The organism is Actinoplanes sp. KI2 (genome assembly GCF_025630775.1).
Taxonomy (GTDB): domain Bacteria; phylum Actinomycetota; class Actinomycetes; order Mycobacteriales; family Micromonosporaceae; genus Actinoplanes.
In genome coordinates, this window is sequence record NZ_JAOSZE010000008.1 from 35,632 (window position 1) to 62,211 (window position 26,580).

Annotated in this window: 29 protein-coding genes; 17 read left to right on the forward strand and 12 right to left on the reverse strand. The window is 70.9% G+C overall.

All coding sequences use genetic code 11. The annotated features are described in order from the left end of the window. Nucleotides 1–131: 131 nt before the first annotated feature. Entirely contained in the window at nucleotides 132–542 is a 411-nt protein-coding gene (locus ODJ79_RS09935) for a hypothetical protein (protein ID WP_263023058.1), read from the reverse strand. A 240-nt stretch (nucleotides 543–782) separates the two neighbouring features. Between ODJ79_RS09935 and ODJ79_RS09940 the strand changes: the two genes are divergently transcribed. Further along, nucleotides 783–2,321 carry a hypothetical protein gene (locus ODJ79_RS09940; protein WP_263023059.1) on the forward strand — a complete coding sequence of 513 codons (1,539 nt, stop codon included), beginning with the start codon at nucleotides 783–785 and terminating at the stop codon, nucleotides 2,319–2,321. A 29-nt stretch (nucleotides 2,322–2,350) separates the two neighbouring features. Here ODJ79_RS09940 and ODJ79_RS09945 read toward each other — a convergent pair whose 3' ends face one another. The 5 genes from ODJ79_RS09945 to ODJ79_RS09965 all read right to left on the reverse strand — a co-directional run bounded on the left by ODJ79_RS09945 (nucleotide 2,351) and on the right by ODJ79_RS09965 (nucleotide 6,720). Further along, nucleotides 2,351–3,508 carry a glycosyltransferase gene (locus ODJ79_RS09945; RefSeq protein WP_263023060.1) on the reverse strand — a complete coding sequence of 386 codons (1,158 nt, stop codon included), beginning with the start codon at nucleotides 3,506–3,508 and terminating at the stop codon, nucleotides 2,351–2,353. Continuing rightward, nucleotides 3,505–4,638 carry a glycosyltransferase family 4 protein gene (locus tag ODJ79_RS09950; RefSeq protein ID WP_263023061.1) on the reverse strand — a complete coding sequence of 378 codons (1,134 nt, stop codon included), beginning with the start codon at nucleotides 4,636–4,638 and terminating at the stop codon, nucleotides 3,505–3,507. The genes ODJ79_RS09945 and ODJ79_RS09950 overlap by 4 nt, the downstream gene beginning before the upstream one ends. A gap of 164 nt (nucleotides 4,639–4,802) precedes the next feature. Continuing rightward, complete coding sequence (locus ODJ79_RS09955; RefSeq protein ID WP_263023062.1) at nucleotides 4,803–5,477, reverse strand: MBL fold metallo-hydrolase; 675 nt, start codon at nucleotides 5,475–5,477, stop codon at nucleotides 4,803–4,805. Between the two features lie 150 nt (nucleotides 5,478–5,627). Beyond that, nucleotides 5,628–6,161 (reverse strand): hypothetical protein, encoded by a 534-nt coding sequence (locus ODJ79_RS09960; protein WP_263023063.1) that lies wholly within the window; start codon nucleotides 6,159–6,161, stop codon nucleotides 5,628–5,630. 94 nt (nucleotides 6,162–6,255) lie between these two features. Beyond that, nucleotides 6,256–6,720, reverse strand: a complete 465-nt coding sequence (locus ODJ79_RS09965; RefSeq protein WP_263023064.1) for a MarR family winged helix-turn-helix transcriptional regulator — start codon at nucleotides 6,718–6,720, stop codon at nucleotides 6,256–6,258. Nucleotides 6,721–6,826: 106 nt separating this feature from the next. Between ODJ79_RS09965 and ODJ79_RS09970 the strand changes: the two genes are divergently transcribed. The 3 genes from ODJ79_RS09970 (at nucleotide 6,827) to ppk2 (ending at nucleotide 9,141) form a co-directional block, all read left to right on the forward strand. After that, the gene (locus ODJ79_RS09970) at nucleotides 6,827–7,645 is read left to right on the forward strand and encodes a maleylpyruvate isomerase family mycothiol-dependent enzyme (RefSeq protein ID WP_263023065.1); all 819 of its coding nucleotides are present in this window, start codon (nucleotides 6,827–6,829) and stop codon (nucleotides 7,643–7,645) included. An 11-nt stretch (nucleotides 7,646–7,656) separates the two neighbouring features. Next, on the forward strand, nucleotides 7,657–8,151 hold the full coding sequence (locus ODJ79_RS09975) for a VOC family protein (RefSeq protein WP_263023066.1): 495 nt from the start codon (nucleotides 7,657–7,659) through the stop codon (nucleotides 8,149–8,151). Between the two features lie 66 nt (nucleotides 8,152–8,217). Next, nucleotides 8,218–9,141, forward strand: coding sequence for a polyphosphate kinase 2 (ppk2, locus tag ODJ79_RS09980; protein ID WP_263023067.1), 924 nt, complete (start codon nucleotides 8,218–8,220; stop codon nucleotides 9,139–9,141). Between the two features lie 36 nt (nucleotides 9,142–9,177). Here ppk2 and ODJ79_RS09985 read toward each other — a convergent pair whose 3' ends face one another. Beyond that, nucleotides 9,178–10,344 carry an efflux RND transporter periplasmic adaptor subunit gene (locus tag ODJ79_RS09985; protein WP_263023068.1) on the reverse strand — a complete coding sequence of 389 codons (1,167 nt, stop codon included), beginning with the start codon at nucleotides 10,342–10,344 and terminating at the stop codon, nucleotides 9,178–9,180. Nucleotides 10,345–10,524: 180 nt separating this feature from the next. Here ODJ79_RS09985 and sthA point away from each other — a divergent pair, with 180 nt between their 5' ends. Continuing rightward, nucleotides 10,525–11,928, forward strand: coding sequence for a Si-specific NAD(P)(+) transhydrogenase (gene sthA / locus ODJ79_RS09990; RefSeq protein WP_263023069.1), 1,404 nt, complete (start codon nucleotides 10,525–10,527; stop codon nucleotides 11,926–11,928). 7 nt (nucleotides 11,929–11,935) lie between these two features. Here the strand turns inward: sthA and ODJ79_RS09995 are convergent, their stop codons facing one another. Beyond that, nucleotides 11,936–12,766: a L,D-transpeptidase family protein gene (locus ODJ79_RS09995; protein WP_263023070.1), complete on the reverse strand. Its 831-nt coding sequence runs from the start codon at nucleotides 12,764–12,766 to the stop codon at nucleotides 11,936–11,938. A 153-nt stretch (nucleotides 12,767–12,919) separates the two neighbouring features. Here ODJ79_RS09995 and ODJ79_RS10000 point away from each other — a divergent pair, with 153 nt between their 5' ends. Together ODJ79_RS10000 and ODJ79_RS10005 are read left to right on the forward strand one after the other, a co-directional pair. Continuing rightward, entirely contained in the window at nucleotides 12,920–13,579 is a 660-nt protein-coding gene (locus ODJ79_RS10000) for a CGNR zinc finger domain-containing protein (protein ID WP_263023071.1), read from the forward strand. 61 nt (nucleotides 13,580–13,640) lie between these two features. Next, complete coding sequence (locus ODJ79_RS10005; RefSeq protein ID WP_263023072.1) at nucleotides 13,641–14,423, forward strand: zf-HC2 domain-containing protein; 783 nt, start codon at nucleotides 13,641–13,643, stop codon at nucleotides 14,421–14,423. Nucleotides 14,424–14,604: 181 nt separating this feature from the next. On the opposite strand, the gene ODJ79_RS10010 is transcribed toward ODJ79_RS10005, so the two are convergent. The 3 genes from ODJ79_RS10010 to ODJ79_RS10020 all read right to left on the reverse strand — a co-directional run bounded on the left by ODJ79_RS10010 (nucleotide 14,605) and on the right by ODJ79_RS10020 (nucleotide 15,801). Further along, complete coding sequence (locus ODJ79_RS10010) at nucleotides 14,605–14,838, reverse strand: hypothetical protein (RefSeq protein ID WP_263023073.1); 234 nt, start codon at nucleotides 14,836–14,838, stop codon at nucleotides 14,605–14,607. A gap of 64 nt (nucleotides 14,839–14,902) precedes the next feature. Beyond that, on the reverse strand, nucleotides 14,903–15,349 hold the full coding sequence (mscL, locus tag ODJ79_RS10015; RefSeq protein WP_263023244.1) for a large conductance mechanosensitive channel protein MscL: 447 nt from the start codon (nucleotides 15,347–15,349) through the stop codon (nucleotides 14,903–14,905). A gap of 98 nt (nucleotides 15,350–15,447) precedes the next feature. Beyond that, on the reverse strand, nucleotides 15,448–15,801 hold the full coding sequence (locus ODJ79_RS10020) for an STAS domain-containing protein (protein ID WP_263023074.1): 354 nt from the start codon (nucleotides 15,799–15,801) through the stop codon (nucleotides 15,448–15,450). 165 nt (nucleotides 15,802–15,966) lie between these two features. On the opposite strand from ODJ79_RS10020, the gene ODJ79_RS10025 reads away from it, so the two are divergent. Genes ODJ79_RS10025 through ODJ79_RS46990 form a run of 10 tightly spaced genes read left to right on the forward strand, consistent with a single transcriptional unit; the run spans nucleotide 15,967 to nucleotide 24,322 of the window. Continuing rightward, nucleotides 15,967–16,791 (forward strand): STAS domain-containing protein, encoded by an 825-nt coding sequence (locus ODJ79_RS10025; protein ID WP_263023075.1) that lies wholly within the window; start codon nucleotides 15,967–15,969, stop codon nucleotides 16,789–16,791. A 1-nt stretch (nucleotide 16,792) separates the two neighbouring features. Beyond that, the gene (locus ODJ79_RS10030; RefSeq protein WP_263023076.1) at nucleotides 16,793–17,215 is read left to right on the forward strand and encodes an STAS domain-containing protein; all 423 of its coding nucleotides are present in this window, start codon (nucleotides 16,793–16,795) and stop codon (nucleotides 17,213–17,215) included. Then, entirely contained in the window at nucleotides 17,212–17,616 is a 405-nt protein-coding gene (locus ODJ79_RS10035) for an ATP-binding protein (protein WP_263023077.1), read from the forward strand. The genes ODJ79_RS10030 and ODJ79_RS10035 overlap by 4 nt, the downstream gene beginning before the upstream one ends. Continuing rightward, nucleotides 17,613–18,641, forward strand: coding sequence for a SpoIIE family protein phosphatase (locus ODJ79_RS10040; RefSeq protein WP_263023078.1), 1,029 nt, complete (start codon nucleotides 17,613–17,615; stop codon nucleotides 18,639–18,641). Before ODJ79_RS10035 ends, ODJ79_RS10040 begins: the two co-directional genes overlap by 4 nt. A gap of 43 nt (nucleotides 18,642–18,684) precedes the next feature. Then, entirely contained in the window at nucleotides 18,685–20,034 is a 1,350-nt protein-coding gene (locus ODJ79_RS10045; protein ID WP_263023079.1) for a sensor histidine kinase, read from the forward strand. Beyond that, nucleotides 20,031–21,560, forward strand: coding sequence for a fused response regulator/phosphatase (locus tag ODJ79_RS10050; RefSeq protein WP_263023080.1), 1,530 nt, complete (start codon nucleotides 20,031–20,033; stop codon nucleotides 21,558–21,560). Before ODJ79_RS10045 ends, ODJ79_RS10050 begins: the two co-directional genes overlap by 4 nt. A 41-nt stretch (nucleotides 21,561–21,601) precedes the next feature. Next, the gene (locus tag ODJ79_RS10055; RefSeq protein WP_263023081.1) at nucleotides 21,602–22,138 is read left to right on the forward strand and encodes a PadR family transcriptional regulator; all 537 of its coding nucleotides are present in this window, start codon (nucleotides 21,602–21,604) and stop codon (nucleotides 22,136–22,138) included. Further along, a complete protein-coding gene (locus ODJ79_RS10060; RefSeq protein WP_263023082.1) occupies nucleotides 22,135–22,824 on the forward strand; it encodes an ABC transporter ATP-binding protein in 690 nt (229 codons plus the stop codon). Before ODJ79_RS10055 ends, ODJ79_RS10060 begins: the two co-directional genes overlap by 4 nt. After that, on the forward strand, nucleotides 22,821–23,660 hold the full coding sequence (locus ODJ79_RS46985) for a hypothetical protein (protein ID WP_317620648.1): 840 nt from the start codon (nucleotides 22,821–22,823) through the stop codon (nucleotides 23,658–23,660). Before ODJ79_RS10060 ends, ODJ79_RS46985 begins: the two co-directional genes overlap by 4 nt. Then, on the forward strand, nucleotides 23,582–24,322 hold the full coding sequence (locus tag ODJ79_RS46990) for an FtsX-like permease family protein (RefSeq protein WP_317620649.1): 741 nt from the start codon (nucleotides 23,582–23,584) through the stop codon (nucleotides 24,320–24,322). Before ODJ79_RS46985 ends, ODJ79_RS46990 begins: the two co-directional genes overlap by 79 nt. A 141-nt stretch (nucleotides 24,323–24,463) precedes the next feature. Here the strand turns inward: ODJ79_RS46990 and ODJ79_RS10070 are convergent, their stop codons facing one another. Continuing rightward, nucleotides 24,464–26,542, reverse strand: coding sequence for a S9 family peptidase (locus ODJ79_RS10070; protein ID WP_263023083.1), 2,079 nt, complete (start codon nucleotides 26,540–26,542; stop codon nucleotides 24,464–24,466). Nucleotides 26,543–26,580 lie beyond the last annotated feature (38 nt).

Consider the following 26,580-nt stretch of genomic DNA (forward strand, 5'->3'; position numbering starts at 1 on the left):
CATCTAGCCATCAGTGGCCCTACTCACGTGGGGGAAACCCGGGCCGATCGGTGGAAAGGCGGCCGGCGCACGTAGCCCGAGCCGCGCCACCGGATCGGACGAAGCCGGTGGCGCGGCGTGGCGGCGTGCTGTCAGGCGGCGTCGAGGGCGTTGGTGATCTTCCGGATCATGTCGGCGACGACGGGGTTGGGTTTGCTGCCGGCGGTGGCGGCCTCGATCGCGAGCGTCACGGTGCCGCGGAAGTTGTCGGCCTCCGCCGGCGACTCCGCCCGGAGCAGGGCCACCGCCTCGGTGAGGGCCGGCAGCACGCGGTCGGCGATCTCGGCGACCGACTTGCCGTTGAGCTCGGAGTGCTTGGGGTGGTCGGCGAGCACGTGCCCGACCACACCGGTGGCCGAGCCGAGCGCGATGCTGCCCCGGGTGGAGACCTTGTGCGGCGAGCCGCCGACCGCGCTCGCGGCGGAGAGCAGGGTGATGGCGCCGTACGCGGCGATCCGGATGGTGGTCTTGGCCTGGGCGGAAAGGGTGATCTCGTTGGTCATGCGACTACCTTCGCGACCGTGCCTGACACGGCTCCGCCACGGCACTGACACGGGCACTGACACGGGGTCAACACCCGATCGGGCCATCGGCGCGATGGCCGAACGGGCCGGGTGCGATGTCATTACGGCCGCAATCCCCGAGCGACGATACGGCGCCGTTCAAACGCGTGCTGCGAAGATCGCGATCATGACTCTATGATCCTCCGGCTCGTCCCCCTCGAAGCGCGGAGGAACCCCTTCATGTACCGCACCATCCGCCGGCGCCTGCTTGGCGTCGCCGCGGCGGCGACCGCCGCTGTCGCGATCACCACGCCTGCGTACGCGGCCGCGCCTCAGATCGTGGTGCTGCTCCCGGACGCGACGGTCGCCGCCGGCGCCAGCACCACGATCATGCCGCTGCTGTTCGCCGTGGACGAGGTCACGTTCACCAACGCGAAGGCCACCTTCCAGCTCGGAGATGGCCTCGCCGGGGTTTCGCTCCGCCCGGCCGCCGGGGTCGACGGCTGCACGGCCGTCAGCCCGACGACCGTCACCTGCGAGGTCGCGAACTCGCACGACGCCGTCGACCCGTTCGAAACGACCCTGCAGTTCGCCGCCGAGATCAGCGCGACCGCCGCCGCGCTCGGCGAGACCGGCAAGGTGACCTACACGCTCTCCGGCGACGGCATCCAGACGGTCACGAAGACCGTCGACGTGACCGTGGCCGAGGGTGTCGACCTCGCGGCCGGCCCGGACAAGACGATCTCCGTGAAGCCGGGCGCCGGGTTCGACGCCGGCCTGCAGGTGCACAACAACAGCGACTCCGTCGTGCACGGCGCGGCGGTCGTGTTCCTCACCGACTACCCGTTCGCCAGCACCCAGCAGTTCTCCAACTGCTTCTACGGCGACGGTCAGGTCACCGCCTGCACCTTCGACCAGGACCTGCAGCCGGGCGCCAGCTACCAGCTGGCCATGCCGTACCAGCTGCGCAAGGACACCGCCGCGCCCAGTGCCACGGGCGCCGTCTTCGAATGGCTGCCCGGCGGTGACTGGGACGATCTGATCAAGTTCCTCGACGACAACGGCATCGACGGAGTGGGGACGCCGGGCAAGGGCGGCGCGATCGCCCTCCAGCCGACCCCGACGAGCCAGTCGCTCAAGCAGACCGACCCGAACTACGACAACAACTTCCAGGCGCTCGACGTCAACGTCACCGGCAAGCAGGGCGTCGACCTGGCCGCCGTCGGCGCGACCGCGACCGGCGCGGCCGGTACCACGGTCACCGTCCCGGTCGGCGTGAAGAACAACGGCCCGGCGACGCTGAACCGTACGGAGAGCGGCTTCGGCATCGCCGCGCTGATCACCATCCCGGCCGGCGCCAGCGTCGCGTCGTTCCCCGAGGACGAGTGCTTCCTCAACACCCAGGACACCATCATCCATGGCGACCCGAAGGCGGTGCAGTACGCCTGCTTCACCGACGACGTCCTGCCGGCCGGTGACTCCGTCACCTGGAAGTTCGGTCTGAAGATCAACAAGGCCACCCCCGGCGCGACCGGTTCGGTCGCGCTCTACCCGACCTGCGAGTGTGAGTGGCCGGCCGACTCCAACAAGGCCAACGACACCGCGAAGATCGTGCTCAACCCGGCCGGCGCCGGCCAGCCGGGCGGCGGCAGTGGCGGCGGCCTGCCGATCACCGGCCCGCAGACCGCTCTGATCGGCGCGGCCGGCGTGGCCCTGCTGGCCGGCGGTGCGGCGTTCTTCGCGCTGAGCCGGCGGCGTCGGACCCGCTTCGAAGCCTGATCAGAAGTCGGATCCGCTCCGAGGCCTGATCAGAAGGTAGTGGGCGAAGCGGCCGGGACAGCTTGTCCCGGCCGCTTCGGCGTTTCCGCCTCGTGCGCGGCGAGGAACCCGGCGACCGACGCCGACCAGGGGAACGTCTCGGCCTGCGCCCGTGCCGCGGCCCGACGCTCGGCCGGCGGGCGGCGCAGAACCTCCTGGATCGCCGCCGCGTAGGCCGGCCCTTCGCCGCCGGCCGCGAGACCGGCCGAGCCGATCACCTCGGGCAGTGCACTCTGCGAGCTGACCACCACCGGCGTGCCGCTGGCCAGGGTCTCCAGCGCGGCCAGGCCGAACGTCTCGACCGGGCCGGGCGCGATCGCCACGTCCACGCTGGCCTGCAGCGTAGCCAGCTCGATCGGGTCGCTGACGTGGCCCAGGAAGCGCACCGGCAGGCCTCGGTCGGCGGCCTCCTCCTGCAGCGCTTGGCGCAGCGGACCGGCACCGGCCACGACGAGCACCGCGCGTACGCCCAAGGCACGCAAGCCCTCGACGGCCGCAAGCGAACGTCGGGGTTTCTTCTCCGGCGAAAGCCGGCCGCAGTGCAGTAGCAGCACGTCGTCCGGGGCGGCCCAGCGGGCGCGCATCGCCGGATCGTGCCGGGCGGGCGAGAACCGCTCGAGATCGACGCCGAGCGGCACCCGGATCACGTTCGGCACGCCGATGCGCTCGAACTCGTTCGCCGCCCACTGCGTGGTGCAGACGATCTTGTCGTGGTCCCGCGCGGTGCGCCGGTTGAGCAGGTCGCTCACCCGCCGGCCGGAGGCCGGACCGAAGAGGCGGAGCAGGCCGTCCAGGCTCTCGTGCGAGACCATCATGGACGGCACGCCCGCGCGACGCGCCCAGCGGCCGAGCCAGCGCAGCGTGGTGCGGTCGGAGACCTCGATCCGGTCCGGCTTGATCTTCTGCAGCGTCTGTGCGACCTGGCGTCGATCCAGCAGCACCCGGTAGCCGCCGACGAAGGGCACCAGCGGCCCGGGCAGCGTGATGACCCGCCCCTGTTCGGTGGGCAGATCGGAGAACTCCGAACCGGGGACGATCAGCACCGCCTCGTGGCCGGCCGCCTGGTAGCCGGCGCCCAAATGCCGTAAGGCCGTCTTCAGCCCACCCGACCTGGGTGCCACGAAGTTGGCAACCCGGACAATCCTCACGCCGCCACCGCCATCGCATCGGAACCGCATACAGCCCGATAATGCCCGATAAGTTCGTCGCCGACCGCCGACCAGCTGCGCCCCTCGATCGCTTTTCGCCCGGCCGTGCCGAAAACGGCCCGTTTCGAGGGATCGGCGGCGAGATCGGCGACGGCCGCGGTGAACCCGGCGGCCTCGAACGGCGGCACGAGGTAGCCGGTCCGGCCGTCCTGTACGAGATCCATCGGGCCGCCCGCCCGCGGCGCCACCACCGGCAGGCCGCTGGCCATCGCCTCCTGCACCGCCTGGCCGAACGTCTCGTACGGTCCGGTGTGGGCGAAGATGTCGAGGCTGGCGTAGACGGTCGCCAGCTCCAGGCCCTTGCGCACGCCCAGGAAGGTGGCCCGCGGCAGCGCCTTGTGCAGCGCCGGCCCGGCCGGCCCGTCGCCCACGATCACCAGCCGTACGCCGGGCAGGCGGCTCACCTCGGCGAGGAGGTCGATCTGCTTCTCCACCGCCAGCCGGCCGACGAAGCCGACCACCACCTCGTCGTTCGGCGCCAGGAGCGCGCGCATGCCCGCGGTGCGCCGGCCGGGGTGGAACTGCACGTCATCTACGCCGCGCCGCCACAGATGGATGCGCTCCACGCCGTGCGCGCGCAGCGCCGCGACCGACTCCGTGGAGGGCACCAGCGTGCGCGCCGCCGCGTTGTGCAGCCGGCGGATCCAGCGCCAGGCCGCGCCCTCGGTCATCCCCACCTTGTAGGCGCGGGCGTAGGCGGCGACATCGGTCTGGTAGACGGCGACGGCGGGCAGCTTCAGCGACTTGGCGCCGGACATGCCCCAGGCGCCGAGCACGAACGGGCTGGCCAGATGCACGACCTCGGCGCCGTGTTCGCGTAGCGCGCCGGTGACGGTGGGGGTGGGCAGCCCGAGCCGGATCTGCGGATAGCCCGGCATCGGCAACGAAGCGATCCGCACCACGGGATAGGGCATGTCGACCCGGACGTCACGGACCGCCGGCGGCGGCTGCGGGGCGATCACCATCGGCTGGTGCCCGCGACGCCGCAGATGTTCGGCCGCTCGCACCACCGAGTGCGCGACCCCGTTGACATCCGGCAGGAAGGACTCGGTGACCAGAGCGACTCGCATACGGTCACGATGAGTGCCGTCGATGTCCGAGCCGCAAACTTCAAACAGCTTTTTCGAGTACGGGTTTTGCCAAGTCCCGCCTCTTCCACGCGACCTCGGCGTCGGGTCACGGCCGCAGCGCGACTCTCGCGTTATTGCATGGTGCCGGCTTTGTCGGGTCGCCCCTACGGCAGAGTCGCCGCGTAGGTGCGGAACTTCTCGACCGCTTTGCCGGTGACCGCCTGGCCGTGGCCGAAGACGGCGTACTCGAAGTCGTGCGAGGCCAGCTTCGCGACGCTGCGGTCGAGCTCGGCCAGGTCGACGGCGGCCGCGCGCGGCGCGCTGCTCACTGCGCCCTTGCGGCCGGCCGCGGCGTCCCCGGCGAACAGCACGCCGCCGTCGCGGTCGAGCAGGTAGGAGACGTGACCGCGGGTGTGCCCGGGGGTGTGCACGGCGGTGAAGCCGGGCAGCGGCTCGGAGCCGTCCCCGCTGATCACCTGATCGATCTTGGTGGGCTCGGCCGACATGAACCGCGACACCAGCCGCACCATCCGGCTGGTGATCTCGGGCCGGATCGCGCCGCTGATCACCGGGGCGTCGGCGGCGTGCGCGAAGACCCGGGCGCCCGAGCGGGTGCGCAGGTCGGCGACGTTCCCGGTGTGGTCGAAGTGGTGGTGGGTGAGCAGGATCGAGCGGACCTCGCCGATCGACTTGTGGATGCTCTGCAGCGCCTTCTCGATGCGGGCCGAGCGCCGGGGCAGGCCGGTGTCGACCAGCACCACGCCGTCGTCGGTGACCACCAGGTGCATGTTGACGAAACCGAGGCTCAGCTCGAAGACGCCGTCGACCACTTCTCGCACGGGGTAATTATGCCGTCCTTATGATTTTGGCGAGCCGCTCAGGGGTCGGCCAGTGCACGTCGTGCGCCCAGCCCAGCCGGCCCGGGCGGGTGCCGGACCGCCTACCGGCGAACCCGCGCGAGCCATCCCGTGAATCGACGGGTTGTGCGATCAGGCGGTGGCGGCGGTCTTCGCGTCCTGCTCGATCTCGCCGGTGTCGGCCTTGAGCTCCTTGGCCTCGAGCTTTTCGGCGCGGCGCATGGCCCGCTCGACCTTCGCGCCGATGTCCGAGACGGCGACCACGACGAGGCCGGCCTGGCCGGTGTCGAGGTATTCGCCCAGCTCCTTGAGGTCGTGCCGGCTCATCCCGGCCGCGGCGTGGCCCGCCACGGCGCCCAGGATCGCGCCGCCGCCGGCGGTCGCGGCCAGCAGGCCGCCACCGATCGCGGCGAACGGGAACAGCGCCACCACCAGGCCGGTGGCCAGGCCCACCCCGCCGCCGAGCACCCCACCGACCCGGGTCGGCGTCTCGTGCTTCTTGACGATCTTGGTCTTGCCGCCCTCGCGGCGCTCCAGGACGGCCGCGTCATAGGCGTCGATCAGGCCGGCCTCGCGGTGCAGTTCCTTGACGAGGTCGTAGTCCGCCTCGGCGTCGGCCACGCTGGGGTACACCCCGACGTAGACCATGAAGGTGTCGAAAGCCATCGTGGCGCCTCCCTCGAGCGGTGCCGTGCAGTGCGATGTCGTGCCCCTAGCCTGTCGTGGGGCCGCCCGGCGTCGCCTCATCCGCGAGAGGTGACTACTCGCCGGCCTCGAGGCGCCGAAGGAGGGCGGCACTGATCGTGGCCCACTCGCGGACCTGGTCCGGGGTGAGAGTGTCGAAGATGAGCCGGTGGACGAGCTCGACGTGCGCGGGCGCGGCCGCCTCGATCGCCGCGCGGCCGGTCGGGGTGAGCACCACGTACGCCCCTCGGCGGTCCGCCTCGCACTCCTGTTTTGCCACCAAGCCTCGGGCGGCGAGCCGGGCGACCTGCTTGGAGACCCGGCTCTTGTCCCACTGCAGGCCGTCACCCAGCTCGAAGGCGCGCAGCCGCCCGTCGGGCACGTCGGTCAGGTGCACGAGCACGTCGTAGTCGGAGAGCGTGAGCCCCGATGTCTGCTGCAGCTCGCGGTTGAGTTTCGCGGAGAGCCGGGCATGCAGATCGAGGAACCCGCGCCACGCACGTTGCTGGGTGGCGTCGAGCCAGCGTACGTCGGTCGTCACTTCTCGCATGGTACGGGCGGCGGTTGACGTGCCCGGGGCATCGGAGTTAAGTGGTTGCCACGGCAACCACTTTCGCTCCAACGAACCTCTGTACGGGAGGGTTCCGATGAGTGCGTGGAACTTCATGAGCTACGAGAGCAAAGCCAACCTCCTCGAAGCGGTACGCCGGGAGTCGGCCGGCATGTTCGCCCTCGCCGAGGAGTCGGAGACCTGGATGGCGCCGACCGGTGCCGGCGACTGGCAGGTGCGCGACGTGTTCGGGCACCTGATCGACACCACCGAGACCTACTTCGTGGGCTTCGACGCGGCCCGCAAGGGCACGAGTCCCCCCGACTCGGCGCCGCTGCGCGACATGGCGACGCATGTCGACCGCGGCGCACGGCAGTTCCGGACGCTGGAACGCAAGGAGGCGCTGGACCGCCTCGCGACCGCGCTGGACCGGATGCTCGGCATCACCGAGAACCTGTCCGAGCAGGAGTGGTCCGGACTGCTGGTCCCGCACAAGTACATGGGTCCGCTGCCGGCCTTCTTCTACCCGGTCTTCCAACTGGTCGACTACGCGGTGCACAGCTGGGACATCCGGCAGGGCATCGGACGGCCGCACGCGTTGGAGGCCCAGTCGGCCGACCTCCTCGTCCCGCTGTGCTTCGTGCTCTGGTCGGCGACCCCGCTCACCGGGCCGGAAGCCCGGCCGATCGAGCTCGGCATCCGGATCACCTCGGGCGCGAACGCCGGCGACACCCGGGTCGCGATCGGCCCGTCGGGCGCCGCCACCACCCCCGGCCCGCTCGACGGCCTGTCTTGCATAATCGAGTTCGACCCGGGCAGCTTTGTCCTCACCGCGTACGGCCGCACGAACGCCGGAACCGCGCGCGGCGACCGGGACCTGGCACACCAGTTCCTCGGCGGATTCTTCCGAATCTAGGGAGGCAGCCCATGACGATCGACCGCGAGGCCATCGCCGCCGAACGCGACCGGATCAGAAACGACTACCTCCGTGAGGCGCCCGACCGGCCGCCGTCGAGCGCCCGTGGCCTGCACCATTTCGCGCTGATCTGCGCCGACGTCCGGCGGACCATCGAGTTCTACCAGAACGTGCTCGAGTTCCCGCTGACCGAGATCTTCGAGAACCGCGACTATCCCGGCTCCAACCACTTCTTCTTCGACATCGGCAACGGCAACCTGCTGGCCTTCTTCGACCTGCCCGGCCTGGACCTGGGCCCGTACGCGGAAGTCCTGGGCGGCCTGCACCACCTGGCCATCTCGGTCACGCCCGACCGGTGGCGGCACCTACGTTCCAACCTGGACGCCGCCGGCATTCCCTACGACGTGGAGAGCGGCACCTCGATCTACTTCCGCGACCCCGACGGCGCCCGGCTGGAACTGCTGGCCGACCCGCTCGGCGAGATGTACGGCGCCAAGGTGCTGTAACCCCCGACGTTCACCGCAATCGGAACTACAGTCCGAGGAGGGGATGGCTCGGAGGAGGTGGGCTGGGTGCCCAAGTCGGAGCGGTTCGATCGGCTGCCGAAGGCGACCTACGAGGCGGAGCTGTTCCGCCTTCAGGGCGAACTCGTGAAGCTTCAGGAATGGGTGAAGGTGGAGGGCGCCCGGATCGTCGTCGTCTTCGAAGGGCGGGACGCGGCCGGCAAGGGAAGCACCATCAAGCGGGTCGCCGAGTATCTCAATCCCCGCCTCGCCCGTATCGCCGCGTTGCCCGCGCCCACCGAACGCGAGCGCGGGCAATGGTATTTCCAGCGCTACGTCGAGCACTTCCCCTCCGCGGGGGAGATCGTGCTGTTCGATCGAAGCTGGTACAACCGGGCCGGCGTCGAACGGGTGATGGGCTTCTGCAGCAAGGAAGAGTACATGCGCTTCCTGCACCAATGCCCGATCTTCGAGCGGCTCCTGACCGAGGACGGGATCCTGCTTCGCAAGTACTGGTTCTCGGTCAGCGATCACGAGCAGGAGGAGCGGTTCCGTTCCCGCCTGCAAGATCCGATGCGGCGCTGGAAGCTGTCGCCGATGGACCTCGAGTCGATCAGCCGGTGGGAGGACTACTCCCGGGCCAAGGACGAGATGTTCATGCACACCGACATCCCCGAGGCACCCTGGTACGTCGTCGAGAGCGAGGACAAGCGGCGGGCACGGATCAACATGATCGCCCATCTGATCTCGACGATTCCCTACTACGAGGTGCAACGCGTGCCGCTGGAGCTGCCGCCCCGGCCACCGTCGAGCGGCTATCAGCGCACCCCGCGCGAGATGCAGACGTTCGTACCGGACCATGCCGCGGCGCTGCCGGCCCGGCCGCCGGCCACGGAGTCCTCGGCGAAGGCCAAGTCCCCGGCTCGGCCGGGGGGCAAACAGGCCGGCAAGCGGCGTCCGAAAGCGGATCGTTCCTCCGCCGGCCGCACCTGACACTGTGGTCGGTGCCCTCATTGGTGCTCCCCGGGGTCATCGCCCGGCCCCGCCGCCGGGCGGGCCGCCGCCGGTCAGACCGCTGCCCAGGCCGCCACCGCCCGGGAACTGCCCGGTGTTGTTGCCGGTGCTGGTGGACGTCGTGGTGAGCAGGACCTGTTCGCCGGCCTGCACGCCCGAGGTGATCTGGGTGGCCGAGTCGCCCTCCAGACCGATCTGGACCGTCCGAGTCTCCTGCGCGCCGTTGGTCACCACCGTCACCGTGCGTTGGTTGCCGGCCGTGGTGATGGCCGCCGAGTTGACGTAGGTGGCGTTGGCCACGCTGCCGGTGGTGACCGACACCGACACCGTCTGTCCGACCCTCGCTCCGGCCGGGCTCTTGTCGATGCTCAGCGTCACGCCGTAGGTCACCACGTTGTTCGACGTGGTCGCGGACGGGTCGACCGCCACGACCTTGCCCGTGGCGGTGGCGCCGGACAGCGCGTTCCAGGTGATCGTGGCCGCCTGCTTCTCGTTCAGCTGGGTCGCGTCCGCCTCGGCGAAGTCGGCGCTCACCTGGAGCCTGCTCAGGTCGGCGATCTCCACGAAACCGGAGGATGAGGACGAGGACGAGCTGCTGCTCTGGTTGCCGGCGCCGGACGAGGAGGACGAGCCGGTGCCGGAGACCGAACTGCCGAGCGTGCCGTTGACAGCGGTGACCGTGCCGGTCATCGGGGCGGTCAGCACGGTGCCGTCCACGGCCGCCTGAGCGTCGTCCACCGCTTGCTCGGCCGACTCGACCTCGGTCTCGGCGCTGGAGGTGTCCGAGCCGGCATCCTCGGCCCGGCTCAGCGCATCGTTCGCGGAATCCCGATCGACCTCGGCCGCCTTCAGGCTGCGCTGCGCATCGGCCGGGTCGACCTCGGCCAGGACCTGACCCTTCTTGACCACCTGGCCGACCTTCACGTTGATCGCCGTGATCGTGCCGCCGGTGACGAAACTGGCGGAGGCCGTGCGGGCGCTCTCCACCGTGCCGTCCGCGGTGACGGTCTTGGTGACGGTGCCCGTCTGCACCGACACGGTTCGGACCGAGGCGTTGGCGGCGTTGTTGGTCGACGGACCGGACAGCGATTCGTACGTCCACAAACCGCCGCCCGCTATGGCGACGACGAGGGCGGCGTTGACCGCTGTCGAGGGATGTCGCAGGTTGAAGCGCGCTGGCATGCGCACACTGTTTCTGCGAGCCCTACGAGGACCTTCGGCAACACCTGTGGAACAGCTACGAACCGTCGATTCCCGGCGTATCTTCGCCGTGCTTCCGCGTCGACGGTTCGGAGAATCGGCGCGAAAAAGCCGACGACGGGACGTAGACCGGCCCGCATTCAGGCTGCGAGGCTAAGTGCTGTGTATGACTACGACCTGTTGGTGCTGGGCTCCGGGCCCGGCGGGCAGAAGGCCGCGATCGCCGCGTCGAAGCTCGGTCGTCGCGTCGGGATCATCGACCGCCGCGACATGATCGGCGGCGTCTGCATCAACACCGGCACGGTGCCGTCGAAGACGTTGCGCGAGGCGGTCCTCTACCTGACCGGGCTCAGCCAGCGCGACCTGTACGGCTCGAGCTACCGGGTCAAGGAGGAGATCACCGTCTCCGACCTGGCCGCCCGCACCCAGCATGTGATCAGCCGGCAGACCGACGTCATCCGCAACCAGCTGTCCCGCAACCACGTCGCGATGATCACCGGCACCGGCCGGTTCGCCGACGCCCACGCGCTCTGGGTCGACGGTGGCGGCGGCCGGGAGGCCAAGGTCACCGCTGACAAGATCATAATTGCGGCGGGTACGCGACCGGCACGCCCGGACAGTGTGGACTTCGACGAGCGGACGATCGTCGACTCGGACGGCGTGATCAACCTGCAGGCCGTCCCGCGCAGCATGGTCGTGGTCGGCGCGGGCGTGATCGGCATGGAGTACGCGTCGCTGTTCGCCGCGCTCGGCACCAAGGTCACCGTGGTCGAGCGCCGGGAGAAGATGCTCGACTTCTGCGACGACGAGATCGTCGAATCGCTCAAGTACCACCTGCGCGACCTGAGCGTCACGTTCCGCTTCGGCGAGGAGGTGGCTGCGGTCGAGAAGCATCAGAACGCTGCGCTCTGCATCCTGAAGAGCGGTAAGAAGATCGTCGCCGACACGGTCATGTACTCGGCCGGCCGGCAGGGCCAGACCGACGACCTGTGTCTGGAAGCGGCCGGACTGACCGCCGACCGTCGCGGCCGCATCGAGGTCGACGCCAACTACCGTACGGCGGTAGACAACATCTACGCCGTCGGCGACGTGATCGGCTTCCCGGCGCTCGCCTCCACCTCGATGGAGCAGGGCCGGCTTGCCGCCCACCACGCGTGCGGCGAGCCGGTGCGCGAGATCGGCCACCTGCAGCCGATCGGCATCTACACGATCCCCGAGATCAGCTTCGTGGGTAAGACCGAGGACGAGCTGACCGACTCGTCCACGCCGTTCGAGGTGGGCATCGCCCGGTACCGCGAGCTGGCCCGCGGGCAGATCGTCGGCGACTCGTACGGGATGCTCAAGCTGCTGGTCGCCCCGGACGACGGCACGCTGCTCGGCGTGCACGTCTTCGGCACCGGCGCCACCGAGATCATCCACATCGGGCAGGCCGTGATGGGCTGCGGCGGCACGGTCGACTTCCTGGTCGACGCGGTCTTCAACTATCCGACGCTGTCCGAGGCGTACAAGGTGGCGGCGCTGGACGCGGCCAACAAGATCCGCAACATCACGCGCATCGACGGCTGAGCCGCGGTCAGGAGCGGTACACCCACACGGGGGTCTTCAAGGGCAGCTTGCCGGTCGCCCAGATCCAGTTGATGGCCGCGTTCGACACCCGGGCGCAGCCGTGCGAGGCCGGGTACGGCGGGATGCTGGGCGAGCCGTGCACCGCGATGCCGCCGTTGAAGTACTTCGGCCGGAACAGGTCGCCGAGGGGTCCGTGCCGTACGCCGTCGATCTGCCGGCCGACCTTGAAGTGGCCGGTCGGGGTGTCGGCCAGGTAGGTGTCGCCCTTGTACTCGTAATGCTCGTTCGACCCGGTCGAGGTGTTGAGCGTGGCGATCACCTCGCCGTCCTTGACGAACATGAGCAGCTGCTTCTTCAGGTTGATCTCGACGAGGTACCCGCTGCCCGCCTTCGACCTGGCCTTCGGGCGTACCCCGTCGTCGAGGGCCTTCTGCGTCTTCGGGCCGACCGAGCCGTCCCGCCCGATGCCGGCCGCCTTCTGCAGCGCGAAGACCGCCTGCTGGGTGGTGCCGCCGAACTTGCCGTCGGCCTCGCCGTTCCAGTAGCCGAGCTCGGTCAGCCGCTGCTGCAGCGCGAGCACGGCCGGGCCCTTCGTGCCGATCTTGAGCTTCTGTGGCGGCTTCGCCGTGGCCGTCGTGGTCGGCGTCGGGGTGGGCGTGGACGTCGGCGTCACGCTGGGCTCCGCGGACGGCAGCATGGAAGCCGACGGGAGTACGGCGGGAGCCTGCGCCCCGGACTGGGGGGAGTCGTGCGAACCGCACCCGGCCAGCGTGATGGCCGCCGCGGCCGTCACCGCGAGCGTCAGTGCCTTGCGCACCATGCGTTCCTCCCGTCCCACCAGAGGATCATTGCCGAAAATGTCTCACCATGCCCACCCGTTGGCGAAGTGAGATCGTCTCGCAATTCCCATGGTGACCGGCGGTGGCAAGTTCGAGCACGGTTCGAACGAGTGGTGGACGCGTCATGAAAAAGAGTCAAGTACCCTTCGGCTATGTCATGGATGGCCAGCGCCCGGCACGGCGTACGCGAAGCCCCCGGCGGGCTCGCGCTCGTGCAGGATCTGCTGAACACCCGAGCCACCATGCACTACGGCGCTGACCTGCTGCTCCACGCCGATGACGCGCAACTTTGGCTGACCGAGGCGCTGACCACCTGGTCGCGAGTGTCCGGTTTGCCCGCCCCCACGCTGCTGATCTCATCGAACGACATACGGTCGCTGCGCCGGCTGCGGACCACCTTCGAGAACGTGATCCTTGCCGCCGGCAAGGAACGGCTGGACGGCGCGCTGCCGCCGGCCGACGTGCCGGTGAGCCTGGTGCCCGACGCGGACGGCTGGGTGCGCATGGTCCCGACCGGTCGCGGCACGCGCTGGCTGGCCTCCGCGCTCTGGGCCGAGGCGCTGCTCGCCCAGCAGGCCGGGCTCTGGCAGCGGCTCAAGCTGTGCCACAACGCCGACTGCCGGGCCGCATTCTTCGACACCTCGCGGAACAACTCGGGCGTCTGGCATGACGTCTCGACCTGCGGAAACACGGCGAACCTGCGAGCCTTCCGGGAGCGCAAGCGCCTGCTCGGCGGCAGCGACCCCCAGGTCGGCCGGCCCCAGTTGCCCGGCAGCCCGCCGCAACTGCCCGGACCGCCCGGCCTGCGCTGACCGGGTCGGCACTTCTCTCCGCGGCGGGAACTTCGCGGGGGCGCCGGGCGACTATCCCGACATGGCTTCTTGTGAGCGGTGGCGCGAGATGCTGTCCGCGCAGCTGGACGGCGAGGACGACCCGGCCGCCCGGCCGCTGGTCGACGAGCATCTGGCCGGGTGCGCCGACTGCCGGGAGTGGCTGGACGGCGCGGCCACGGTCAACCGGCTGACCCGGCTGGGGGTGGGTGCCGCCCCCGATCTCAGCGCGAGCATCCTCGCCGCGCTGCCGGCCGCGACCCCACCGCCGAGGCGGCGCTTCCCGATGGCCGCCGCCCTCTACATCGCGCTCGCCGGGGTCGGTGCGGTGCAGCTCATCCTCGGCCTCGACCAGATCGGCGGCGGCGTGGTCGGCACGCACGTGCATGCCGGTCTGGACGCGACGCCCGGGCACCTGTGGCACGAGTCGGCCGCCTGGAACGTCGCGGTCGGCGCCGGGTACATGTTCATCGCGCTGCGCCGCGCCCGGCCGTCCGGGCTGGTGCCGATGCTCACCGCGTTCGTCGGGATGCTGCTGCTGCTCTCGGTCAACGACCTCACCGGCGGCCGGGTCGACTCCACCCGGCTGGTCAGCCACGGCTTCGTGATCCTCGGATACCTGCTGGTGGTCGCGCTCACTCGCATCCCCGGCGGCTTCGCCGAGCCACCCGGCGCCCGCACGACGCCCCGATCAAGCTGGCGCGCCCGCTTCACCGACGACGAACCCGCGTCCGGCGATCTTGACAGGTTCCACCGGCCGGGCTTGCGCCTGGTGCCGCCCGGCCCGATGACCGCCGAACACCGGCGAGACCGCCCAGCCGCCTAAAGACCCCGCGATTTTCCGGGGTGCCCCGTATCCGGGAACGGCCCGCGATCGCCCCGCTGATGAGCGGGCAGTCGATTTCCGCCACCGCGGGGTTTGCGGTGTCGGAAATCGCCTGCCCGCTCATCAGCGTAAAAGGGGCGATCGCCCGCGGAGCGAAGCGGAGCCAGCCAGCTCAGCCAGCTCAGCCCAGCGGGGGGCGGACGGAGAGCTCGCGCCACTCGTCCGGACCGGCGAGCAGCACACGCACGGCGTCGAGGGCGGCGTCCTCGCTGCCGTACTCGAAGAAGTGCGATACGCCGTCCGCACCCCCGTTACGCGACTCGACATACCACTGGTCGCCGCTCACCCGCAGGAAGACATCCCTGCGGGCGATGCGGCCCCACTTGCCGTTCCACCAGTGTTTACGCTGCTCCATCCGGCTACTGTATAGAACATCTGTTCGAATCGTACCCGGTCTGGTTGATCTTTTTCGCAGCGTGTCAGCGCGGTGGCTCATCGCGACGGTTGAGGATGTCCTGCACGGCGCTGCCGCGGGCGCCCGAGGCCGTGGCGTCCTGCGCCAGCAGGTCGCGGATCTGGGTGAGCAGCAGGATGTCCTCGCTCGGCGTCTTCGGCGGCGGCTCCTCGCCGCGGCGGCGCCGCTCGGCGAGGACGTTGAGCGGCATGACGACCAGGAAGTACAGCACGGCCGCGGTGATCAGGAAGGTGATGACCGCGTTGATGAAGGTGGCGTAGTCGAAGACGACGCGGCGGACCACCCAGGTGCCGCCCTTGATTCCGCCGCCGCCCATCAGCTGGATCAGGGGCTTGATGAAGCCGTTGGTGAAGGCGGTGACGACCGTGGTGAAGGCGGCACCGATCACGATGCCGACCGCGAGATCGACCACGTTGCCGCGCATGATGAAGTCTTTGAAGCCTTGGAAGATCTTGTTCACGAGCACACTCCAGCACGCCGAGGGGGATTCGGTCGGTCCGGCAGCACATGCCCGCGACCGGTCGGCGACAAACTACGCCGATCGGGTTATCAGTCGAGTGCCGGTTCCTGAGCGGTGACCGCCTCGTCGACCGTGGGATAGGTGCGCAGCACCTCGACCAGGCCGCTCACCTCGAGGATGCGCAGCACCCCGCGCTGCGGGGCGGCGAGCCGGACAGTGCCGCCGGCGTCGTCGGTGCTGTTTTTGGCCCGCACAAAGACCGAGAGCCCGGTGGAGTCGCAGAACGAGACCTCGGCCAGGTCGAAGACCAGCCGGGTGCGCCCCTTTTCGAGCAGGTCGCTGATCTGGTCCTGCAGCTGGGGCGCGGTGGCCATGTCGAGCTCGCCCGCCACCGACACGACGACCATGTCGCCGCGCTGTTCCGTTTGTACCGTCAGGGACATTCAGGACCTCCAGGTATGAGCAGAACGGTACTCCAGACCCGGTCTGATCGGCAGGACGGGGGCGTCCAGTTCGTGACCTTGCCGCCTTAGTTGGCTTACGGCAATTATTAGACCTCCCCGGTGATACAGTCCGCGCGTCGCGAGTATCGGAATGGGGAGGCAGCGGTGGCGTTGGGAGCGGAAGAGGCGAGTCGCTTCGCCGCCGTGCTGGAGGAAAACCAGGATGCGCTGGTCGCTGCCTGGACCGACCGGGTGGCGCAGAGCCTGCGCGGCCGGTTGAGCCGCACCGAGCTGGAGCGGCAGACCACCGAGCTGCGCAAGGGCTTCCACGCCGCGCTCGCCGGCGGGGCCGGTGACGTGGGCCAGGAGCCGGCCGCCGAGCTGCGCGCCCAGCTGGCCGAGCTGTCCACCAGCCGGGCGCGGCAGGGCTTCAGCGCGACCGAGACCGCGGTCAGCGTCTTCGCCCTCAAGGAGGCGGTGCTCGGCGTCCTGGACGGTGGCGACGCCGCCAACCTGCGCGACTACGTCGCCTTCTCCGCCTTCGTCGACAACGCCGCGCTGTTCACCTTCGACAACTACGTGCAGGTACGCGAGGGGCTGATCGCCGACCAGGCCGAGCAGCTGCTCGAGCTGTCCACCCCGGTGGTGAAGCTGTGGGAGGGCGTGGTGGCCGTCCCGCTGGTCGGCACGCTCGACTCGGCGCGCGCCCAGGTCGTGATGGAGCGGCTGCTGCAGACGCTGGTGGACACCGGCTCGCCGTACGCGATCATCGACATCACCGGCGTGCCGGCCGTCGACACCCAGGTGGCGCAGCACATCCTCAAGACCGTGGTGGCCGCCCGGCTGATGGGTGCGGACTGCATCATCTCCGGCATCCGGCCGCAGATCGCCCAGACGATCGTGGCGCTCGGCATCGAGTTCGGTGACATCGCCACCAAGGCCTCGCTCGCCGACGCCCTCCGGTTCGTCCTCCGAAAGACCGGGCGCTGACGTGGACCGGGTGCCGATCCTCAAGATCGGGGACATCCTGCTGGTCTCCATCCAGATCGACATGGAGGATCAGGTAGCCCTGCAACTGCAGGAGGACCTCGCCGATCGGATCGTGGCGACCGGCTGCCACGGCGTGATCATCGACATCAGCGCGCTGGACATCGTCGACTCGTTCGTCGGCCGTACGCTCGCGACCATCGCCTCGATCTCCCGGGTGCTGGACGCCGAGACGGTGGTGGTGGGCATGCGCCCGGCCGTGGCGATCACCCTGGTCGAGCTGGGCCTGTCGCTGCCCGGGATCCGCACCGCCCTCAACGTCGAGCTCGGCATGGCGTTGCTGGCCCGCGACCGGGACGAGGAGGAGCCCGAGGTGCCCGGTGAGCCCGACGAGGACCACGCGTCCCCGGCGGTTGACCAGCCGTGAGCGACGGCGGCGAGCGGATCGAGGTCGGTACCGACCAGGACGTCGTCCGGGTGCGCCAGCTCGTGCGTACCGTCGCGGTGTCGGTCAAGCTCTCCCTGGTCGACCAGACCAAGCTGGTCACCGCAGCGAGCGAGCTGGCCCGCAACACGCTGGTCTACGGCGGTGGCGGCGCGGTCGAGGTGAGCCGGGTGGACAACGGCCGCCGGCAGGGCATCCGGATCGTCTTCAGCGACCAGGGCCCCGGCATCGCCGACCTCGACCTGGCGTTGACCGACGGCTACACCACCGGCGGCGGCCTGGGGCTAGGGTTAAGCGGCGCCCGGCGGCTGGTCGACGAGTTCGACATCGACACCGCGGTCGGACGGGGAACGACCATTACGGTCACCAAGTGGTGCCGATGATCGGAGGCACCGTGGCGTCGCTGCCCGAGCAGCTCCTGGACGGGGGCGCCTGGTTCCGGGTGGAGGCGGCCGCGACCGCCTCCGCCGCCCGCCGCGCCGCCGAGCGGCTCGCCACCCAGCTCGGGCTCTCCGAGCGACGCACCGCCGACCTGTCGATCGTGACCGCCGAGACGGCCGGCAACCTGGTGAAACACGCCGACCAGGGCACGCTGCTGGTCCGCGCGGTGCGCACCGAGCAGCAGGCCGGGGTCGAGATCATCGCGATCGACCACGGGCCGGGAATGGCCGACCTGGTGCGGTCGGCGGGTGACGGACATTCCACGGCGGGCACGCTCGGCATCGGGCTGGGCGCCATCGCGCGCCAGTCCTCCTGGTCCGACCTGCACTCCGTACCCGGCAAGGGAACCGTGCTGGTCGCCCAGGTCTGGTCGGCCGACCCCCCGGAACCCGCCTGGGCGGCCGGGTTGACCCGTCCGCTCACCGGCGAGCCGGTGAGCGGCGACGCGTTCGCCGTTCGCGACGCGGACGGCCGGCGCCAGGTGCTGATGTGCGATGGGCTGGGGCACGGCGGTCTCGCCGCCGCTGCCTCGCAGGAGGCGGTACGAGCGTTCGCCGAGTCCCCGGCGCAGCCGCCGGCCGCCGTGGTCGAGACGCTGCACCGCCGGCTCAGCCACACCCGCGGCGCCGCGCTGGCCGTGGCCGAGCTCGACCCGGACGCGGGCCTGGTGCGGTACGCGGGGCTCGGCAACATCTCCGGCACGGTGATCGGCCCGGCCGGCCGTCGCGGGATGATCTCGCTACCCGGGATCGCCGGTCACCAGCGCCGTCAGATCCGGCAGTACGACTACCCGATCACGCCGGACGCGATCGTCCTCATGCACAGCGACGGCGTGGTCGACCGCTGGAACCAGGCCGACTACCCGGGCGTGTTGTCCCACTCGCCCGCCCTGATCGCGGCGACCGTGCTGCGCGACGCGGGGATACGCCGCGACGACGCCGGCGTGCTCGTGGCCCGGCTGCCATGACCGCCCGCGCCGAGCGGCACTTCCGCGCCGCGGAGGCACGGCCATGACCGCGTCCGGCGCCCAGTCGCTGATGCGCATACGCCTGCGGGCCGAGCAGGACGTGTTCGTGGTGCGCCAGCTCGGCCGCGAGGTGGCCCGTGCGGTCGGCCTCGAGCAGCAGGACCAGACCCGGCTGGCCACCGCGCTGAGCGAGGTGGGCCGGGTGATGCTGGCCGCCGGACCGGACACCGAGGTGGAGTTCACCGCGGAGCCGAATGGGGTACCCACGTTGCGGGTGGCGGTGGGCAACCCGCAGCCCGGCGGCGCCGCCGAGATCGGCGCGCAGCTCGTACAGGTCGGCCGCCTGGTCGACACGATGGAGGTCAGCGATGGCGAGACCGGTACGGTGGTCCGGATGGCTCGACGGTTGCCGGCGAGCGCGCCGAGGCTGACCCCGGATCGCATGGACGAGATTCGTGCCGGGCTGGCCCAGCATGTGCCGGGCACCCCCCTGGACGAGCTGAGCGTGCAAAATCAGCAGCTCATCGCCGCGCTTGACGAGGTGCGCGCGCAGCGCGACGACCTGGCCCGGCTGAACGCCGAGCTGGAGGAGACCAACCGTGGCGTGATGGCGCTCTACCACCAGCTCTCCGACGAGCTGGAGGAGACCAACCGCGGCGTGGTCGCGCTCTACGCCGAGCTGGACGAGCGGTCGGTGCAGCTGCGGGCGGCGAGCGAGGCGAAAAGCCGGTTCCTGGCGAACGTGAGCCACGAGCTGCGCGCCCCGGTGACCGCGGTGATCGGGCTGACCCGGCTGCTGCTCGACCCGGCCTCCGACCCGCTCACCGCCGAGCAGCGCCGCCAGGTCGACCTGATCGGCGGCTCGGCCGGTGACCTGCTGACCCTGGTCAACGACCTGCTGGACCTGGCCAAGGCGGAGGCCGGCCGGATCGAGCCGCAATGGTCCGAGGTGGATCTGCGAGTCGTCTTCGGCCAGTTGCGTGGCACGCTGCGTCCGCTGGCCACCCGGCCCGAGGTCGACTTCGTGGTCGAGGAGCCGGCGGTGCCGGGCCTGCGCAGCGACGAGGTGCTGCTCGCCCGGGTGCTGCGCAACCTCCTGACCAACGCGATCAAGTTCACCGCCGAGGGGTCGGTGACGCTGGCGGTCCGGGCGGTGGGCGACGACGTCGAGTTCACCGTGGCCGACACCGGCACCGGCATCCCGCCCGAGCTGCACGAACGGATCTTCGAGGAGTTCTACCAGGTGCCGGGCAGCCGGGCGATCACCGGCAAGGGCACCGGCCTGGGCCTGCCGTACGCCCGGCGGCTGGTCGGGATTCTCGGCGGGGGCCTGCGCGTCGACTCGGTGCCGGGCGAGGGCAGCACCTTTACCGTACGGCTGCCGAAGTCATGAACGCGGCGACCGTCCTAGTCGTCGACGACAGCGCCCCCAAGCGGTATCTGCTGGTCAACTGGCTGACCCGGGCCGGCTTCACGGTCCGCGAGGCGGAGACCGGCGGCGAGGCGTTGCGGGTGCTGCCGGGCTCCGGGATCGACCTCGTGGTGCTGGACGTCAAGCTTCCGGACATGAGCGGCTTCGACGTCTGCGAGAGGATCAAGACCGATCCCGCGTACGCCGCGCTGCCCGTCGTGCACGTGTCCGCGCATGCCGTCGACGTCAACGATCGGACCCAGGGGCTGAACCGGGGTGCGGATGCGTACCTGGTCGAGCCGATCGAGCCGGACGAGCTGATCGCCACCTGCCAGGCCGTGCTGCGGTACTACTCGGCGCGCCGCCGGGCCGAGTTCCTGGCCGCCCGCCTGGTTCGGCTGGCCGAGGCCACCCTCGCGATCAACCTGGCCTCCACCCTCCCCGCCCTGCTCGAGGCGGCGGCCGCCGGCGCGTACGACATCTTCGGTGGCCCGGTCGTCGTGCTCGCCGAGACCGCCGACGGCGACAGCCTCGCCGCGGTCGGCTCGCCGCCGGTGATCCGCCCGTGGTCGCTGTCCGAGCGCAACGCGGCGATCGGCTCGCTGGTTCGCACCGACCAGCCGGCCGACTGGGACGTCGCCGACTGGCCCGAGGGCGACGAGGTGGCGGTGGCCGCGACCCGGCTGCGGATCGACCGCCCGTCGGTCTACGTGGCGGTACGGTCCAGCTCGCAGACCCCCGGCTTCCCGGTGCTGCGCCAGCTCTCCCAGGCCGTGGCGGCCGCCGTCGAGGCGCAGCGCTCGTACGACGAGGAGCACCGCATCGCCATCACCCTGCAGCGCAGCCTGCTGCAGTCGAGCCTGCCGAGCCTGCCCGGCGTCCAGACCGCGGTGCGCTACATGCCGGCCGGCTCGCAGACCGAGGTGGGCGGCGACTTCTACGAGGTCACCATGCTCGACGGCCAGCTGCTGGTGGCGATCGGCGACGTGGCCGGCCACTCGCTGCACGCGGCCACGGTGATGGCCGAGGTGCGGCACGCGGTCCGCGCGTACGCCGTCGAGGGCCATCCGCCGGGGACGGTGCTCGCCCTGGTCAACCGCTTCATGCGGCGGGTGCTGCCGGCCGATTCGGCGACCGTCTGCCTGCTCGTCCTCGACCCGGTGACGGGCCGGGTCCGGATGGCCGGCGCCGGTCACCTGCCGCCGCTGCTGCACACCGCCGACGGGGTCACCTTCCTGCAGCCGGGCGGCGCGCTGCTCGGCATCAACGCGCCGCGCCCGGACGATCTGGAGTTCGTGCTGCCCCGCGGCGGCACGCTGGTGCTCTACACCGACGGTCTGGTCGAGCGCCGGGACGAGGACATCGACGTGGGGCTGGCCGCGCTGCGCCGGGTGGCCGCCGAGGTCGACCCGGACCTCGAGGACTTTTGCGATCGCCTCCTGCTGCGGTTGGGCGCCGCCGGGCAGGCCGACGACGACGTGGCGGTGGTCGCTCTCCGCCGCGGCTGACCCCTTGACGGCAGCTATTCACTCGTTGAATAGTAGCCGCCATGTCCACGGCCCATGTTCTGCTCGGTCTGCTCGCCGGTGGTCCGCGGCACGGCTACGACCTCAAGCGGGCCCACGACGATCGGCTGCCCCGGGCCAAGCCGCTCGCGTACGGCCAGGTCTACTCGACCCTCGGCCGGCTCGAGCGGGATGGCCTGGTCACCGAGGCCGGCCAGGATCGCGAGGGCGGCCCCGACCGCACGTCGTACGAGATCACCGACGAGGGTCGGCAGCACCTCGACACCTGGCTCGCCGCGGTCGAGGCGCCGGCGCCGTACGTCGCCAGCGAACTGTTCAGCAAGGTGGTGGTCGCGCTGCTCGCGGCCGACGCCGGGCGGGCCCGCGACTACCTGGTCGCCCAGCGCGCCGCCCACATGAGCCGCATGCGCGAGCTCACCACCGAGAAGTCCGAGCCCGGGGCGAGCGTGGGCGACGTGATCGCCGCCGACTACGCCCTCGGGCACCTCGAGGCCGACCTGCGCTGGCTGCAGACCACGCTGGCGCGGGTGGCCGACCTGCAGAAGGAAGTGACCAGTTGAGCGCACTGCTGAGCGGCACCGGCCTGGTCCGCAACTACGGCGCCACCCCGGCGCTGCGCGGGATCGACCTCCAGGTCGGCGAAGGCGAGATCGTCGCGGTCACCGGCCCGAGCGGCTGCGGGAAGTCCACGCTGCTGCACTGCCTGGCCGGCATCATCCGGGTGGACGCGGGCACCGTCAGCTACCGCGAGCAGGACATCGGGCTGTGGTCCGAGGCGGCCCGGTCGAGGCTGCGCCGCACCGAGTACGGGGTGCTGTTCCAGTTCGGGCAGCTGGTCCCCGAGCTCACCGCGGTGGAGAACGTCGCGCTGCCGCTGCTTCTCGCCGGCACGGGGCGGCGGGAGGCGCGGCAGACGGCGCTCGACTGGCTCGAGCGGCTCGGCGTGGCCGAGTTCGCCGAGCAGCGGCCCGGCACGATGTCCGGCGGCCAGCAACAGCGCTGTGCCACCGCCCGGGCGCTGATCACCGAGCCGCGGGTGCTGTTCGCCGACGAGCCGACCGGCGCGCTCGACGTGCTCACCGGCGAGCAGGTGCTCGGCCAGATCGTCCGGGTGGCGCGCGAGCAGGGCACGGCGGTCGTGCTGGTCACCCACGAGGCGAGCGTCGCGGCGTACGCGGACCGCGAGGTCGCCCTGCGCGACGGCGCCGTCGACCCGACGGGGCTGGGCCTGGGTGTGGGCCGGTGACCGCCTCCACGCTGGCTCGCCTCGCGGTGGCCGGCAACCGTACCGACGTGCTGCGGACCGCGCTGACCGCGGTGAGCGCCCTGCTCGCCACGATCGCGATGCTCTGCGCGGCGACCGTCCTGTCCATCGACGGCTGGGCCGACCGGTACTCCGCCGAGCTGCTGGTCGAGCCCGGCCTGCGGCCCGGTGTGGCGGCGACGCTGATCCTGGTCTCGCTGCCGGTGCTGGCGCTGGCCGGGCAGTGCATCCGGCTCGGCGCGCCGGCTCGCGACCGGCGGCTGGCCGCGATCCGGCTGGCCGGCGCGACACCGGGGGAGGCGGTGCTGATCGCCACCGCGGAGACGGCCGTGGCCAGCCTGCTCGGCTCGCTCACCGGGCTGGTGGCGTACCTCGTCGCCCGGGCCGCGATCGGCGACCAGCGCACCCTGCCCACCGACGTCCTGCCGCCGGCGCCGGTCATCGGCGTGCTGGTGCTGCTGGTGCCGGTGCTGGCGGCGGCGATCGGCGCGCTGCTGATGCGCCGGGTCATCGTCACCCCGCTCGGGGTGGTGCGGCGGGTTCGTGAGCGCGGGCCGCGGCCGTGGCCGGGCCTGCTCATCGCGGCGGGGCTGGTGCTCTTCGCGATTCCGTTGCAGGACGACCTGCGGTTGCACCTCGGCAAGCACACGCTCGTCATGCCGGCCTCGAAGTACGCGGCCTACGTCTGCCTCGGCGGCGGGGTGGTGCTGACCATGGCGGGCGTGGTGCTCGGCGTGGGGTGGATCTCCTACACCGCCGGGCGGCTGCTGCGCCGGTACGGCCGAGGCCGGCCACCCTGCTCGCCGGCCAGCGACTGATCACCGACCCGTGGAACGGCAGCCGCACGATGGCCGCCCTGCTCGCGGCCGTGATCGCCGGGTCGGTGGCGCTCGGGTACAAGGCGCTGCTGGCCACGACCTTCCGCTTCTACGACCTTTCCAACCAGGTCCAAGGCTTCACGAACGGCGAAGGGATCGGGGCCGGGGCCGAGCCGAGCTTCTACTTCAACGCCATCCGGCTGGTCATGGTGGCGGTCGGGCTGAGCGCGGCGGTCGCGGCGGCCGGGCTGCTGATCGCGCTGGTCGAGAGCATCGTGGCGCGGCGGCGGGCGTACGCGTCGCTGACGGCCACGGGCGTGCCTCGGCGTACCCTCTCCGCGGCGATCCTCTGGCAGACGGTGACGCCGCTGATCCCCGCCCTGCTGCTGGCGCTGGCGGTGGGCGACGCGCTGGTCCGGCTGTTTCCCACGAACTTCGACCTCGGCAACGCGTACCAGGAGTGTCTCGCCGACCACAACCCGGAGGCGCATTGCACGACGCTCGCCGCGGTGCACGCGCCGGCGGTCCTCACGGTGCCGATTCCGTGGGGTGACCTGGGATGGCTCGGCGGCAGCACGCTGCTGGCGGTGCTGGTCGCGGTCGGCGCCGGGTTGCTGGTGTTGCGCTCCAGCACCGACCTCGACGAGCTGCGGGCCGGCTGATCCTTGCGGGCCGGGCCCACCCGGCGGCCGGACGCGGAGCTGTTGTTGCAGCTAGCGGCCCTGGCACGCCGGGGACTCAGCCAACGCTCGTACGGTAAAGGCGGCGGAAGGGGAACGCCCGGGTCTTGGGCGGCGGACGCGCTAGGCGGCGCCCATCACGTCCAAGGCCCAGGCAAGGACGAAGGCCTCTTCCTTCCAGGCGTCGTACCGGCCGCTCGGGCCGCTGTGGCCGGCCTCCATCTCGGTCTTCAGCAGGTATGTGCCCTCCGGCGCGGTGGCCCGCAGCCGGGCGATCCACTTGGCCGGCTCGTGGTAGAGCACGCGGGTGTCGTTGAAGCTGGTCACCGCGAGGATCTTGGGGTAGCTCAGCTTCGTGACGTTCTCGTAGGGGCTGTACGCCTTCATGTAGGCGTACACGTCGGCCGACTCGATCGGGTTGCCCCACTCCTCCCACTCGGTCACGGTGAGTGGCAGTGACGGGTCGAGGATCGAGGTCAGCGGGTCGACGAAGGGCACCTGCGCCACGATGCCGGCGAAGTCCTCCGGGGCGAGGTTGGCGATCGCGCCCATCAGCAGGCCGCCGGCCGAGCCGCCCCGGGCCACCAGCCGGGCCGCCGACGTCCAGCGCTGGCTGACCAGCGCCCGGGCGCAGGCCACGAAGTCGGTGAAGGTGTTCCTCTTGGTCAGCATCTTGCCGTCCTCGTACCACCGGCGGCCCATCTCGCCGCCGCCGCGCACGTGCGCGATGGCGAAGACGACGCCGCGGTCGAGCAGCGACAGGCGGGCGATCGAGAAGTACGGGTCGATGCTGACCTCGTACGAGCCGTAGCCGTAGAGCAGCGCCGGGGCCGAGCCGTCCCGTGCGACGTCCTTACGGGCCACGATCGAGATCGGCACCCGGGTGCCGTCGCCGGCCAGGGCCCACTCCCGGTACTGCTCGTAGTCGTCCGGGTCGTAGCCGCCGAGCACCGGCTTCCGCTTGCGCAGCACCATCTGCCGGGTCACCAGGTCGACGTCGTAGATCGACTCGGGGGTGACCATCGAGGTGTAGCTGATCCGGACCACGGCGGTGTCGTACTCCGGGTTTCCGGTCAGGCCCACGTGGTAGAGCGGCTCGGGGAACGGCATGTCGTACGAGTCGGTGCTGCCGTCGCCCATCACCCGCAGGCCGGTCAGGCCGTCCCGGCGCTGCGAGATCACGATGTGCCGGGCGAACGCGTCGACCGACTCCAGCCGGGTGCCCGGCTCGTGCGGGATCAGCTCCACCCAGTCGCCGGGGTTGTCTGCCGACGTATACGCCAGCGCGAAGTCTTCCGCGTTCTTGTTGTGCAGGATCAGGAAGCGGTGGCCGTGGTGCGCGATCGAGTACTCCACGCCCTGCTCACGCGGCGCGATCACGAACGGCTCGGCCGTCGGCGTCTCGGCCGGGATGACCCGGATCTCCGAGGTGAGCTTGCTCTGCGTGTCGATGACCACGAATTTCTCACTCCGGGTCAGCTCGACGCTGACCCAGAAGCGCTCGTCCGGCTCCTCGAAGACCACCACGTCGTCGCTCGCCGGCCGGCCGACGGTGTGCCGCCAGACCCGGAACGGCCGCCAGGCCTCGTCGACCGTGATGTAGAACAGCGCGCTGCCGTCGGCCGACCAGGCCGTCCCGTACGACGTGTCGGGCACCTCGTCGGCCAGCACCTCGCCGGTGCGCAGGTCTTTCACCCGCAGCGTGAAGCGCTCGTCGCCGTCGAAGTCGGTGGAGTAGGCCAGCCAGTTGCCGTCGGGGCTGGTGTCGAACGTGCCCAGGGCGAAGAACTCCTTGCCCTCGGCCAGCGCGTTGCCGTCGAGCAGCACCTCCTCGCCGGGCCGGTCGTCGGACATCGGCGGGTCGACCTCGCCCGGCCCGACCGCGACCCGGCAGTGGATGCCGTACTGCTTGCCCTCGACTGTCCGCGTGTAGTACCAGTACTTGCCCTTGCGGCTGGGCACCGAGAGATCGGTCTCCTGGGTGCGGTCCTTGATCTCCTGGAAGATGGTGCCGCGCAAGCCGGCCAGGTGCGCCGTCGCCGCGTCTGTCCACGAATTTTCGGCCGTCAGATAGGCGACGGTCTCCGGAAGCTCCTTGTCGGCGAGCCAGGAGAACTCATCCGTCACGGTGTCGCCGTGGAAGGTGCGCTCGGTCGGGACCGGGCGGGCGGTGGGCGGCGTCGCGGGCGTATCGGCTGTCACGGGAGCCACGTTACCGGGTGCTCCCGACGCTTTTTCGG